14 protein-coding genes are annotated in these 14,149 nt (G+C 47.0%); 7 read left to right on the top strand and 7 right to left on the bottom strand.

The window, feature by feature from the left end; genetic code table 11:
- Window positions 1–52 precede the first annotated feature (52 nt).
- Complete coding sequence (gene pfkA / locus AC1S8V_RS10325; RefSeq protein ID WP_482073530.1) at window positions 53–1,024, bottom strand: 6-phosphofructokinase; 972 nt, start codon at window positions 1,022–1,024, stop codon at window positions 53–55.
- 53 nt (window positions 1,025–1,077) lie between these two features.
- On the bottom strand, window positions 1,078–2,157 hold the full coding sequence (locus AC1S8V_RS10320) for a tetraprenyl-beta-curcumene synthase family protein (RefSeq protein ID WP_482073529.1): 1,080 nt from the start codon (window positions 2,155–2,157) through the stop codon (window positions 1,078–1,080).
- A gap of 179 nt (window positions 2,158–2,336) precedes the next feature.
- On the opposite strand from AC1S8V_RS10320, the gene AC1S8V_RS10315 reads away from it, so the two are divergent.
- Window positions 2,337–3,677, top strand: coding sequence for a polysaccharide biosynthesis protein (locus AC1S8V_RS10315; protein WP_482073528.1), 1,341 nt, complete (start codon window positions 2,337–2,339; stop codon window positions 3,675–3,677).
- Between the two features lie 40 nt (window positions 3,678–3,717).
- Complete coding sequence (locus AC1S8V_RS10310) at window positions 3,718–4,890, top strand: MFS transporter (RefSeq protein WP_482073527.1); 1,173 nt, start codon at window positions 3,718–3,720, stop codon at window positions 4,888–4,890.
- Window positions 4,891–5,053: 163 nt separating this feature from the next.
- Here AC1S8V_RS10310 and AC1S8V_RS10305 read toward each other — a convergent pair whose 3' ends face one another.
- Window positions 5,054–5,251, bottom strand: coding sequence for a cold shock domain-containing protein (locus tag AC1S8V_RS10305; protein ID WP_017689394.1), 198 nt, complete (start codon window positions 5,249–5,251; stop codon window positions 5,054–5,056).
- A 162-nt stretch (window positions 5,252–5,413) separates the two neighbouring features.
- On the opposite strand from AC1S8V_RS10305, the gene AC1S8V_RS10300 reads away from it, so the two are divergent.
- From AC1S8V_RS10300 to AC1S8V_RS10280, 5 genes are all read left to right on the top strand, one after another.
- A complete protein-coding gene (locus AC1S8V_RS10300) occupies window positions 5,414–5,647 on the top strand; it encodes a hypothetical protein (protein WP_017689395.1) in 234 nt (77 codons plus the stop codon).
- 3 nt (window positions 5,648–5,650) lie between these two features.
- Window positions 5,651–5,836 (top strand): hypothetical protein, encoded by a 186-nt coding sequence (locus AC1S8V_RS10295; RefSeq protein ID WP_047842378.1) that lies wholly within the window; start codon window positions 5,651–5,653, stop codon window positions 5,834–5,836.
- 214 nt (window positions 5,837–6,050) lie between these two features.
- Window positions 6,051–7,841, top strand: coding sequence for an oligoendopeptidase F (gene pepF / locus AC1S8V_RS10290; protein WP_482073526.1), 1,791 nt, complete (start codon window positions 6,051–6,053; stop codon window positions 7,839–7,841).
- Between the two features lie 132 nt (window positions 7,842–7,973).
- The gene (locus tag AC1S8V_RS10285) at window positions 7,974–8,354 is read left to right on the top strand and encodes a LapA family protein (protein WP_482073525.1); all 381 of its coding nucleotides are present in this window, start codon (window positions 7,974–7,976) and stop codon (window positions 8,352–8,354) included.
- Window positions 8,355–8,466: 112 nt separating this feature from the next.
- On the top strand, window positions 8,467–9,507 hold the full coding sequence (locus AC1S8V_RS10280) for a M42 family metallopeptidase (protein WP_482073524.1): 1,041 nt from the start codon (window positions 8,467–8,469) through the stop codon (window positions 9,505–9,507).
- Window positions 9,508–9,623: 116 nt separating this feature from the next.
- Here AC1S8V_RS10280 and AC1S8V_RS10275 read toward each other — a convergent pair whose 3' ends face one another.
- From AC1S8V_RS10275 to AC1S8V_RS10260, 4 genes are all read right to left on the bottom strand, one after another.
- Complete coding sequence (locus AC1S8V_RS10275; RefSeq protein WP_482073523.1) at window positions 9,624–10,562, bottom strand: hypothetical protein; 939 nt, start codon at window positions 10,560–10,562, stop codon at window positions 9,624–9,626.
- A gap of 164 nt (window positions 10,563–10,726) precedes the next feature.
- Window positions 10,727–12,658, bottom strand: coding sequence for an ABC-F family ATP-binding cassette domain-containing protein (locus AC1S8V_RS10270; RefSeq protein ID WP_482074443.1), 1,932 nt, complete (start codon window positions 12,656–12,658; stop codon window positions 10,727–10,729).
- Window positions 12,659–12,717: 59 nt separating this feature from the next.
- Entirely contained in the window at window positions 12,718–13,296 is a 579-nt protein-coding gene (locus AC1S8V_RS10265) for a TetR/AcrR family transcriptional regulator (protein ID WP_482073522.1), read from the bottom strand.
- Between the two features lie 12 nt (window positions 13,297–13,308).
- Entirely contained in the window at window positions 13,309–14,118 is an 810-nt protein-coding gene (locus AC1S8V_RS10260) for a DUF92 domain-containing protein (RefSeq protein ID WP_482074442.1), read from the bottom strand.
- Between the last annotated feature and the right edge of the window lie 31 nt (window positions 14,119–14,149).

Below are 14,149 nucleotides of genomic sequence, written 5' to 3'. Positions count from 1 at the left end.
AAGAGCACAATCCTCGTTCATGGTGGATTGTGCTCTTTGTTTTTGAATCGAATTATTGGGACAAACGTTGTGCAAGTTCGTAAGTCTCCAGATCGAAATCCTTTTTGGTGTTAACCACTTTATCGATATCCGTCAGGGTAAGTTCACCCTTGATAAAACCGCAGCCTTTATCTGTCTCGCCTGCAATCAGACTACGAACCGCAAAGTCGCCCAGACGGCTTGCCAGGTTACGGTCGAACGGCGTCGGCGTACCCCCACGCTGAATGTGACCCAGAACGGTTACACGCGGCTCATACGTTGGACAGCGCTCCATCAGTTCTTTCGCCACATCTTCGCCCTTACCTACACCTTCAGCAACGATGATGATACTGTGACGTTTGCCGTGTGCAAAGTTGGCTTTCATGCGATCTGCCACTTCGTCCATGTCAAACGGAACTTCCGGCACAAGAATTGTTTCAGCACCCGAAGCAAGTCCGGCATGCAGGGCGATATCCCCACAATGACGACCCATAACTTCAACGATGGAAGAACGTTCGTGTGAAGACATCGTGTCACGCAATTTGTTCACTGCATCAACCACTACGCTTACAGCCGTATCGAATCCGATGGTATAGTCGGTGAATGAAATATCGTTATCAATCGTTCCTGGCAGACCCATGGTGTTAATGCCCAGCTTACTCAGTTTGTTCGCTCCGTTGTAGGAACCATCCCCACCGATAACAACCAGACCGTCAATGCCACGTGCACGCAGAATGTCTGCACCTTTTTGCTGACCTTCAGCAGTGTAGAACTCCTTGCAACGTGCCGATTGAAGAACCGTTCCCCCACGTTGAATGATATCCCCTACACTCCGCAAATCCATTGGGAAAATGTCATTATTCAAAAGACCCTGGTATCCACGTTGGACTCCGTATACTTCGAGACCGTGAAACAGTCCGCTGCGAACAACCGCACGAACAGCGGCGTTCATCCCTTGTGAATCACCACCGCTCGTTAATACTGCGATTTTCTTTACTGCTGTCATGATGTTTCTTCCTCCTCTAGTTTCACTTCAGGCTCCGCAACAATACACCTGACTTACATATTCTTCCGTATCCAGCGACTAAAAATGAAGAAAAATATTCTTGTCATCGGACTATTCTTCATCAGACGTTTGGACACTACGCGAACTTCCTGCTGTTCGCTGACTTTGGGATCAGACAGGTAAATGGCAATCAGTCCTTCGATGATCATCCGGTGAAAGGAGCTTCCCGGGATCTTCTGCACATCACTGCGTGCCATCTCCACAATAAAAGCAATTCGGTCCAGCATTGTCTCTACATTCTCATAATAGTTGCAGAAGTTGAGATCTCCCCCGATGCGGTCCTCATCCTGATCAATTAAATAATCGAGCATAATGTGCAATGCGCATACATGTGGGAAATAGGCCGTGTGGATCGAGGCCGCTTGCTCTTCAGTCAACTGATCGTCACTCGCAGCCAGAAACAGCATGAAAACGCCCAGTGTAGAGCCAGTTGCAGCAGCAAATTCGTTCCAACGAAACTGAGGTGTGCGATGACGATGCTCCGACCACCATTCGAGCAGTGCCGTTTCTCTCAGTTCCGGCTTGATATGCTTATATACCTGCAGGTCCGTGTATAGGCCTGCCAGATCCTGAATTTGGGGCTTGGCGGACGCATAGCCTGGTAACTGACGGGTCAGTTCCTGACATGTGGTCACCAGATTCCGCAGATATCCACCGTCATTCTGCTCCTCACGGAGGGCATAATAATTGACGGGAGTTGCTTCGGGATCTACCGCATCAAGCATGGATTGATGGAGAAGACGAAAGTCATTCGGGTCCATCGAGGTGCTGCGGTCACACAGATTGTCCAAATAATCACTAATAGTTTGATATGAAACGATCAGAGGAATCAGAATGTGCCTGTTGGGCAAATCCGCTAAAGCGTAGACGGTTCCACCTTCACAGTGAAACTGCTTATCCCTCAGACTGGCAAGTGCCTGCGTACGCAATTCCTCATTCGGAATCACCTCAGCTTGTGCACGCCATCCACTCAGTGCCTTCCGTGTTTCCGGAATGGTGTACTTGTACACCCCTCTCATCAATGCCAGCGGTCCACGCGGATATTGATGACGTTTTCGATTTGATTGGCTCAAAATAAATGTGCCTCCACTTGGTTGAATACGTATTAGAGCGATTTTTAACCATTCCCATTATAATATGATCCCCTTAATTGTACAAATGATCTGCCGCATATTCCGCACAAAAAATCGCATCCGCGGCCAAAGCTTTGTGATATACTAGGCATATTTCATCCATCAAAGGAGTCGTTGACATGTCGTCAAGTGAATCACTTTCGTGGAGACGGTTATTTTCTTTTTTTGTGCCACTTGGCATTTCCGCCTCTCTCGTCACCATTTCTCACGTCATTATAAACAGCACGTTAGCACGTTCCGCTCATCCCGAGACGGTTATTGCCAGCTATGCCATCGCCGGTAGCTTGTTAACCCTCACGGAACGCCCCTCCACCCTGCTGCGGCAAACCTGTTCCGCACTGGTTCGCGATCGCCTTTCCTTTCAGGCCCTCACGTTTGTGACCAAAATATTTCTTGCCTGTGTGCTTCTCATTGGTTTTCTCATCGTTTATTCTCCCGTGGGTACCGGGGTATTCAAATACCTGTTTGGTGTAAGTCCAGATCTGCTGAACAAAGTCATCGATGTATATGAAATTCTCATGTATGTGAGTATCTTTTCAGTGATCCGCAACATCTATCAGGGAATCATCATTACGAATAACCGAACCAAGTGGTTAACCATCGGTATGGTATTCCGTTTAGCCGGCATGTATGGACTATCCCTGTATTTCATATATACAGACAGCATCGACAGTGGACGTGTAGGCGCTATCATTTTTGCTGCTGGCATGATGATTGAAGCGCTGGTCAGCTTTTTGGAGGGAAACAGCATCAAGCGCAAGATGCCAGCCAAGCTTGAGGCTCATCCCGTCGAGAGCAGGGGAGACGTATTTCGCTTTTATAAGCCGCTGCTGCTCTCCAGCTTTGTAGCGCTGTTCATAGGACCGGTTATTAACATCGTTCTTGGCAAAACGACCGGAATCGCACTAGCCATTTCTTCCTTTGCCATAGCAAGCAGTCTGATGCAGCTAATGCTAAGCTTCTTTACATACATCCATCAGATCGTGCTGAACTTCTACCTTGTGGACGCCAAACTGGTACGAAAATTCGCGCTTGTCACCGGATTTATTCCATTTGCAATGATGGTCTCGATTGCCTATACCCCCTTGGGACCATGGGTACTCGAAAATGTCATGAGCGTTCAGGGGGAACTGTTGAAACAAAGTCTGTGGACACTGCGTGCGTTCGTCTTATTTCCATTGATCTTCCCTTTTCTGGATTTCAGCAATGGCCTCATTCTGCTTCGCGGTCAGACGAAAACGATGTTTCGTTCGCAAACCGCGAATGCAATCTGCACGGTAATCGTGCTGCTTATACTCGTTAGTATTTTCCCTGCGTGGAACGGCATGATTGGAGCTGTTGCCCAATCCCTTGGTCTGCTCGCCGAACTCATCATTGTCTGGCTTGTCATCCGGCGCACACAGCAAGAACCTACGATGTCCGTGCCACCTACCGGTAAATCATCATCCCTGAAAGGGTAATAACATCACTGAACTGTTATCAAGATTGGAGTCTCTCATCATGAAATTAAGTCACAACGCCCGCCCGGATCAGAACTGGCTGCGGGCTCTCATGTTCACCATCTTCGGCTCAACCGTTCTGGTAGTATCCTATTTCCAACTATACTTTAGTCATCTGGGCTTTAGCCGGGCGGAGATCGGTTATCTGTATGGGATCGGCCCCCTCATCTCCGTGTTCTCCAATATGTTCTGGAGCATGGCCAGCGACCGCTACCAGACGGTACGCAAAGTGATGATCATCCTGCTTGGTGGTCAATTGATCACAGGTATCATGCTCGCCAACGCAACCACTTTCGGTCAGGTATTTGTACTCGTGACCCTGTTTTACTTTTTCTATTATCCGGTCTATCCGCTCTCTGATACGATGGCCATTACAACGGCCAGCAAGTACGGCCGAAATTTCACTTCCATTCGAGTCTTCGGATCGATCGGGTATGCCTTCTTCGCATTAAGTATCGGGTATTTCCTTGGATCTTTTGGTCCAGGATGGACGATCTGGCTTTGCGTCGGTCTCGCTGCCACTACGTTATTGATCAGTTTTCAATTAAAAGATCAGCCTTCGGGGAGTAGTAGCAAAATGGATCTGTCGGGGCTATGGGCTATTTTGAAACGCAGAGATGTACTCACCTTTTTTGGTTGTGTATTTTTGCTTGCCATGGGACATCGGATGAACGAAGCGTTTCTTACCATCACCCTGAAAGAGCTGGGTGCCAGTGAGGGGCTGATCGGCTGGTCTCTGCTGATTTCTTCTGTAAGTGAAATCCCCATATTCTTGCTGCTTAGCAAGTATGGAAACCGTTATAAAGAACTGCCGCTCATTGCTTTTGCTGCACTGATGTATACGGTTCGTTTGCTTCTCATGTCCATATCCGATACACCTGCAGCTGTCGTTGCCATTCAGACGATGCACAGCGTTACCTTCGGTATTTTCTACGTTACGGCGGTCCGTTATATCATTCGCCTTGTTCCGGACGGTTACAGAGCCACGGGTATGGCTTTGTTCACCATCGTGTGGTCCAGTGCTTCAGGACTGCTTAGTGGAACGTTGGGCGGACTGCTACTCGAATATGCAGGCAGACAAACCTTCTATCTCACCGCGATGGCTTTCTCCTTGGCTGCTCTGATCGGTTTCGGATTGAAGTTATGGTCCAGCATGACCAATCGTGTGTCTTGAATATACAGAGCACTACACTACACTACACACCCATACACCCCGAACCACATCGGAAAAAATAGAATCAAAAAAAGCACAGCCTCCCATGGGGGACTGTGCTTAGGTTTTTAATATTCAGCTATAAATTTATCATATATAAGAAGTCCGTTGACCGGAAAAATTCTTACAGTTTGTTTACGTTAGCTGCTTGAGGACCACGGTTTCCATCAGTGATTTCGAATTCTACCGCTTGACCTTCTTCCAATGTTTTGAAGCCATCTCCTTGGATTGCGGAGAAATGTACGAATACGTCCTCGCCGCCTTCAACTGAAATAAAGCCATAGCCTTTTTCTGCGTTAAACCATTTAACTGTACCTTTCAAATGAAAAACCTCCTAAAAATATCGCCATCTATGGCGAATACCCTTATTATACCGTGTGGGCTTCCATTTTGCAATTTATCTTTCCATAAATGTCGAAAAAATTTGCTTTGAATCGTAGGGTACGGTATCATTTTACCAAAACCGTTAGTTTGGAGACTACCTATGATAAAAAAACATGAAATATACAAAACAGACAAGTGGAATATGATGACCGTAGAAGTTCAGGGCAAATATCTCGTACTGCGAGAAATTTCGGAAGAGTGGGGCGAAGAATGCCATACTTTCCTTAGCCGTCCTGCGTTAATGCACTGGGCTGAACGCCGTTTCCCAAAAGCAGATTTTGAGAACCGTGAGGATGAATGGCGTCAATTGATGGCTGCCTTCAAAGGGGTCTAACCCATGCAGCTTGACTCAAGCAATGTCGTCATCTTTATCATCCTAGCCTTCTCCCTTGGTATAGTGCTTATTTTGGGACGTAATTCCATCCCGGATCGACTGAGACGGGGAATGGCTCTTATTGCCACCCTGCTCATTTGTTTCGCCTTTTTCCTGATCGTTTATTTTCTGTATAACATGGGAACCTAATCCCAAGGAACTCTGGTACTCAAATATTTCAACGTGCCTAAGGTCATACTATACGAGATTATTCGTATCGTAAGGAGGAAGGCCGTTGAAATACCAGAAATCGCTATCTGTTATCCTGGTACTTAGTCTGATTCCTTCGTCTCTCTCCGCACAGGCGAGCGCGACGAAGGCAGCTTCGTCCATACATTCATCAGATCATCAAAGGAGGATTTCCATGAGTCAATTATTGAAACGTTCCGAGGTGCCAGCCGAGCATAGCTGGAAACTGGAAGATTTATTTGCCGATCAGAAAGCATGGGATCAGGAATATGAAGAAGTATCGTCTTTGACCAAGAAGGCCTCCGAATTTCAAGGCAAACTGAATCAACCTGATGTACTCAAATCTTGCTTCGAATTCGAAGATGAGATCAGCCTCAAAATAGAACGCCTCTTTGTATATGCACGTATGCATCAAGATGAAGACACAGCGAATCCTACATATCAAAACCTGTCCCAAAAAGCCCAAAAATTGGGCGTACGAGTTGGTGAAGCACTTTCTTTTGTCACACCTGAGATTCTATCCCTTCCGGATGATGAGTTGGATGCATTCATTGCAGACGAAAAACTCTCTGCTTATAAATTCACCTTGGAAGAGATGAAACGGGAAAAAGCCCATGTGCTTAGTCAAACCGAAGAGGCTTTGCTTGCACAGGTAGGCAACCTTTCACAAGCACCACAGACGATCTTTAGCATGCTGAATAACGCTGATCTCAAGTTCCCTCGAATCAAGGATGAACACGGGAACGAAGTCGAGCTGACACATGGTAGCTACATTCAGTTCTTGGAGAACCCTAATCGTGAAGTTCGCGAACGTGCCTTCAAAGCCGTATACGAAACCTATGCCAAACAGAAGAACACAATTGCGGCTGCACTGAATGCAAATGTAACCAAAAATATGTTCTATGCTAATGTTCGTAAATATCCTTCCGTGATTGAAATGTCGCTCTATGGAGATAACATCCCAACGGACGTGTATACGAATCTGGTTGATACCATTCACGAGAGCCTTCCGTTGTTGCATCGTTATATGGACCTCCGCAAAAAGTTGCTTGGTGTGGATCAATTGCATATGTACGACCTGTTCGCTCCACTCGTAGATGAGTACAAAATGGATATTACCTATGAGGAAGCGAAACAAACAGTCAAAGATGGCCTGACACCACTCGGCAAGGACTACGCAGACGCATTGCAGACTGGTTATGATAACCGCTGGATTGATGTATATGAGAATGAAAATAAACGTTCAGGTGCATATGCCTGGGGCGCTTACGGCACTCACCCATATGTCTTGTTGAATCACAAAGATAACCTGAACAGCATGTTCACACTGGCACATGAAATGGGTCACGCCCTGCATTCACATTACTCGGATACAACACTTCCGTATCGTGATGCTCAGTACACCATCTTCCTGGCTGAGGTTGCATCTACAACCAACGAAGCGTTGCTGATGGATTATCTGCTTAACAAATCAACAGATCCAAAGGAAAAATTGTATCTGCTGACCTATTATGCCGATCAATTCCGTACAACGGTATTCCGTCAGACCATGTTTGCTGAATTCGAGAAAATCATTCATGAACGTGCGGAACAAGGTGACGCATTAACACCACAATTGTTATCCGAGATCTATTATGATCTGAACGTTAAATATCACGGTAAAGGCATGGTTGTCGACAAGGAGATTGAGATGGAATGGGCTCGTATTCCCCACTTCTATAACAGCTTCTATGTTTACAAATATGCAACCGGCTTCTCCGCAGCGACCAGCTTCTCCAAGCAAATCCTGGAAGAGGGCCAACCGGCTGTTGACCGTTATCTTGGTTTCCTGAAGAGCGGTGGCAGTGATTACTCCATCAACATTCTGAAAAAAGCCGGTGTGGATATGTCTACACCACAGCCAATTCGTGAAGCTATGAGTGTGTTCAAGGAATTGATTGAACAGATGGAGCAACTAACCAAATAAGGTTGTCTTTCCATGTGACCTGCATCCCTTGCCCGTTTGGGCAGGGGATTTTATCATCATTGCAAGATGCAACATACCCGAATATGGGTAATGCATATCTAGTTCTCAATTGTTCAACAAGGAGGCAACACCATGAAAATGCAATGGGCACTCATAGCAGGTCTTGTTTTTGCACTGCTCACGGGAATCTTTGCGGTTATTAATGTGGATTCCGTACAAGTCAACCTGTTATTTAACACGGTACAAATCCCGCTGATCTTGCTGATTCTCGGTTGTACCCTGATCGGTGGAATTATTGTAGGTTCATATGGCATCTTTCGCCAATACAGACTGCAACGCGAGAACAAGCAATTGAAATTGCGTGTATCTGAATTGGAAAGTTCCGCGACAAGCAAATCTACGTTGGATTCTTTCAAAACGATGGATTCGCTTGACTCAAATGAACCGGACAGCCTATTGGAGAATGATTCGATCCAGAGTCAGCGCAAAGGAAACCCTACGGGAACAATGTAACCAATCAGAGACAGCCTGCTGGCGAGTCAGGAATGGTAGTATCACATTCTCTCCCCCAGACAGGCTGTATTTTGTTTCACACCATACCCACGATCCAAGGAGGAAATTACACATGAGTTTTACAATTGATGAATCATACGTTCTGTCTTTTCTGAAAAAATTGCTGGATACACCAAGCCCAAGTGGTTACACACATCATATTATCGAGATGATTCGCAAAGAAGCTGAAAAACTGGGCATCACTTGTGAGCTGAATAACAAGGGCGGTGCAGTACTTACGTTGCCAGGACAGGATTCGTCCAAGACAATTGCTTTAAGCGCTCACGTGGATACGCTAGGGGCCATGGTACGCTCCATCACATCCTATGGCACATTGAAGCTTACTTCTGTCGGTGGATTTTCCATGCAAAGTATCGAAAACGAATATTGCAGCATCCATACTCGGGATGGAAACACATACACAGGCACTATTCTCTCCCTTCATCCATCTGTACACGTTTATCCGGATGCACGCACCTTTGAACGGACCGAGAGCCATATGGAAGTTCGAATTGATGAGGTCGTCTCCTCCAAGGAAGATGTGTTGAAACTTGGGATCTCTGTCGGCGATTTTATCTCCTTCGATGCTCGCGCAGTCATCACGCCGAGTGGTTATATCAAATCACGTCATCTGGACGACAAAGCCAGCGTGGCTGCCCTCTTCGGTATCCTTGAGTCTGCACATCGCGAAGGCTGGAAACCATTACATAACGTCTCTCTGCTCATCTCGAATTATGAAGAAGTTGGACATGGCGCATCGTATATCCCTGCGGAAATCAGTGAAATGATCGCTGTAGACATGGGAGCCATGGGTGACGATCTCAGTTGCAAAGAAACCGACATATCCATATGTGCCAAAGACTCTTCTGGCCCGTATGACTATGATATGACAAGCCGTCTCATTGAGTTGGCTAAACAAGATGGGTTGGATTACGTCGTCGACATTTATCCCCAGTATGGCTCCGATGGCAGTGCAGCATTACGCGGAGGTAACAATATCCGAGCAGCACTGATTGGCCCAGGGGTTCATGCATCTCATTCCATGGAGCGTACGCATAAAGACGCTGTCCTGAATACGGCACGATTGCTCACTGCCTACATTACAACCAAGTAAAACAGAATTATTTCGACGAAAATATCATGGGACATCCATATCTTCCTTAACAAAAGGACACTTCCAAGCACAGCAATTCGGTGTGCGATCGGAAGTGTCCTTTGTTGTCATGTTTCTTAATCTGCCTGTTCCACATAGGCATGATATTTACGATCCAATATCTCTAACTCTGCCTTGTGGTCACGCATTTCATTTCTCAACACATGCATGGTCTTTCGAACCGCGCTCAGTCCATCCTTCACCTGACGTTCGGCTTTGCGAATTTTGTCCTGAACCATCCAGTCCACAAAGAGGTTATCGAAGAAATAGTCTGCGAATGAAAGCAGACCTCCGAGATGCAGATCCGCGTGTACTGCCATCTCTACATCCTCCAACTCCTTTTGGAAACGTCGTAGGCGCTTACCTGCATCCATAATGGCGACCTGAGCGTCATCCATTCGTCCTCGCTTGATATGTGTGGAGATGACCCCACCGCCCATCATGTCATACACACCCCAATTACCTGCCGAAGCCAAAGCCTTCTCCGCACGTTCAAGAGCATAAACCAGATATTCTCCCTCCCGGAATGCCTCATCCAGTTCCTGAAGTTCGCTCACAAGATGCTCCCGATTCTCCGCCATATGCTGTAATTCTGCATCCTGGTCCAGCAGACGACCTTCCTTCTTCCCCCACAGAGCGTTGTAGTCACTCTGCCAGTACTGATACTGCCGTTGGCCCTCCAACTCCTGCTCCACATGAATTCGTTGCTCCTGTACGTCTTGTAACATGCGACAAGCGGTGTCGTACGCAGCCTTGCTTTCCATCAGTTCGAGTTCTTCCTTCTCCAGACGTTCAGTCTTCTTGCCAATCACTTGATAGAAAAATGCTGACAATGTCATACTGTTCAGTCGATCAACATCCTTCTGCTCCTTCTGGAGATGCTCCAGACGACGTTTTACCTTTGCTTCCCATTCGGTTTCCTCCGTTTGAAGCTTCTCCAAGCGTTTGGTCCATTTCTCGTAAATTCTCCCCTTTTCCTTGAGCACTGCCAACTGTTCATTGATTTTTTTATACATAAGAGTGGTGTTCTCTCCCTTCTATGGAATTCTTTACTTATACAACGTAATGAACGTGCAGAACGTTTCACATTTGTGAGCACAAGTATTCAGACAAAAAATCGCCCTCTCCTCCTATGCGACATAAGGTCACTGAGGAAGAAAGGGCGATGATTAATCCTAAATCAAGATTTGCTCTGTTCAATTTGTTCCGCAAGTTCATTCAGAACGGTCCAGCGTTCCATCAATTCGTCCAGGTGGCGCTCAGCCTCAACTTGCTCTGCCATCAACTCCTGCAGACGGGCAGAATCACTAAATGACTCTTCCATTTCTTTGTTAATCAGGACGAGATCGGCTTCAGCCTTCTCAATATTTTCATCAATCTGGTCGTATTCGCGTTGCTCTTTGAAGCTGAATTTCAACTTCGGTTTAGCCGTTGAAACAGCGGGAGTCGTTTTCTCCGATGACTGCTTCACCTTCGCTGCTCCTGTGTCACTTTCTTGAGTAGATCCAGGTGCATTTTTCAGCATCCATTCCGCATATTCACTGTAGTCGCCGACGTGTACACGTACAGCACCGTTGCCCTCAAAAGAAAGCACTTTATCCACAGTACGATCAAGGAAATAACGATCATGGGATACAACAAAAACAACACCCGGGAAATCATCCAGATAGTCTTCAAGCACAGCGAGTGTCTGGATGTCCAGATCATTCGTCGGCTCATCCAGCAGCAATACATTCGGAGCAGCCATCAGAACACGCAGCAGATACAGACGACGCTTCTCTCCACCAGATAGACGGGAGATTGGCGTCCACTGGGATGCCGGGGTAAACAGGAACCGCTCCAGCATCTGGGATGCCGTAATCAGAGAGCCATCGGCTGTTTTCACATTCTCGGCCACTTCCTTGATGTACTCAATCACACGAAGTGATTCATCCATCTCTTGATGTTCCTGTGTGAAATAACCCAAATTGACCGTAGGACCGACGTCAACTACACCAGCATCGGGTTCCAACTTGCCAGATATCATCTGTAACAGCGTGGACTTACCACTACCATTGGGTCCGACAATCCCTACCCGATCTCCAGGTACGGCAATATAACTCAGATCTTCGATCAGTATGCGACCACCGACGGATTTGGAAAGATGCTCGATCTCCAGAATCTTTTTACCCAGACGAGTGGAGCCGACCGATACTTCCAATGAGCCCGAACGCTGGACTCCTTGTTGGTCTTTGAGTTGTTCGAAGCGATCAATTCTCGCTTTTTGTTTCGTCGTCCGTGCCTTGGCACCACGACGAATCCACGCAAGCTCCGTCCGAAGCAGGTTCTTGCGCTTCTGTTCGGAAGAAGCTTCACGTTCTTCCCGCTCCGCCTTCAGTTCCAGGAAACGTGTATAGTTGGCTTCATATCGGAACAAACGACCATGATCCAATTCCAGCATGACATTCGCCACACGATCCAGGAAATACCGATCATGCGTAATCATAAGCAGTGCGCCGCGGCGCTTCTGCAAGTACTGCTCGAGCCAGACTACCGAATCATTATCAATATGGTTCGTCGGTTCATCCAGAATGAGCAGTTCGCAAGGGTGAATCAGTGCAGAAGCTAGAGCTACCCTTTTACGCTGTCCACCGGATAATGTACCCATGAGTGCATCGAATTGACGAATACCCAGTTTGGATAAAATGCTCTTCGCTTCACTCTCCATCTGCCAAAGCTGGAGTTGCTCCATCTGCTGATTCAGACGTAACAACCGTTCTTGCAAGGCTGGATCGGATGACTGGAGTTCCAATAACTCCATGGTTTCCGTATATTCACGCACGGTTCTCATTTCCATGCTGTCACCTTCAAATACTTGTTGCAGCACCGTGTTATCCGGATTAATGTCCGGGTTTTGCGCCAGGAACTGGATACGTACGTCGTTGCCGATGGAGATCTGTCCCGCGTCTGCAGGTTCCATACCAGCAATCACACGCAAAAACGTGGATTTTCCGGTTCCATTTACCCCAACGACGCCAATCTTGTCCTGATCCGCCATACCAAATGAAGCGTCTTTGAACAATATTTTCTCGCCATAACTTTTTGCAATTTGTTCTACCGTCATTATGTTCATTGCGTGTACCCACTTCTCTGTAAAATAGAATTCAATATTACTCGTACCCACACAAGCACTTACGTTTTCAAAAAGGAACGACACCCGTCCAGAAACAACGCGGCTGAGAAGGTAATTCGCTTGTTCAGATCCTCTTCGTTGAACTCTGGATTAAGCATAATATCCATCTTCAGACGATCCAGAATCCCAATGTACGATTTGGCTAATAAGACCGGCTCAGGTACACTTGCACTCTCCAGCACCTCGCACACCATGCTCATATATTGATTCATAAATTCTTTCATAAATTGCATCAGATCCGGATCATTATTGGGTGCCATAAAAAAGAGCTTGGTATGATTGCGACGCTCATAATAATACGTAAGGTGGGTCTTGGCTATTGCGCCAAGTTTATTACCTGTGTTCTCATGCGAGTTCAAAGCATATTCAAGACGACTGATAAAACTGTTACAGTCCCGCTTGGATACTGCTACAAATAATTGTTCCTTGCTTTTGAAATATAAATAAATGGTGCCTTTTGCGATGCCGGCCTCGTCTGCAATATCAGACATCTTCGTCTCATAAAAACCCTTCGAGCCAAAAATACCATAGGCCGCATCCAAAATAGCCTCCGATTTGTCTCCATGTACAGTGTTCAAATGTACTCCCTCCTACAACGCCAAAATGTTACCCAATCCAATCGCCACGCATCCCCCAATGACCGAGCTAAGCACGTTCACCAGGTCGTTACTCATCCATGACCAGCCACGAGCCCGAACCGTTGGATGCCCGCAATGTTCATGTACCTCAACTTCACGACCACACACGGTACAACGATACATCTTCTGCACCGTTGCGCCGAGATAGGAATCGGCAAAAGCACCTGCCACTCCACCTACAAGGCCGACAAAAGTCCAACTAAGCAGCCCAAGCCCTTCTACCCCGGCGATCCAGGAAAAGAAAAATGCTCCCGCACCAATCAGGGCCCCACCTACAGCTGCAGCCAGGGTACCCAGAAGTGAAACTCCTCCTGAGGCACCTGGAATAAGTACCTTCCACGTGAGAACAGAGCGCGGCGGCTTGCGACTGAGACTCCCGAGTTCGGTTGCCCATGTATCCGATGTAACGGTAGCCATTACACCAATGAAAGCATATATCCAGGCCGGATGTGGAAATATCCAGTATCCCAGACACAGGAACATGCCCATCCCACCATTAGCCATCACTTGTCCGGCATCCCGATTTCCTGACTTGGCATAGGATTTCTCCAGCTCCCGCTTCCGATCTTTACGAAACCTGGAGAGCAACGTTGAAGTAATGAAAAACAACAATAACGTGCCAAACCAGAACAGGTTACCCGCTCCGTAATATATCGTTCCCATCATAATTGCTGCCAGGCAGCCAGACAGGGTTAGCGACTTTTTCGCATAGGCAGCACCTGCCACCATAGAAGCGCATACGGCGCCAATAATCCAATCCATAATGTCTCCTGCATGCAGCGTATGTACAGCC

Source organism: Paenibacillus sp. B46(2026) (assembly GCF_056786355.1).
This window is presented reverse-complemented; position numbering and strand designations above follow the sequence as displayed.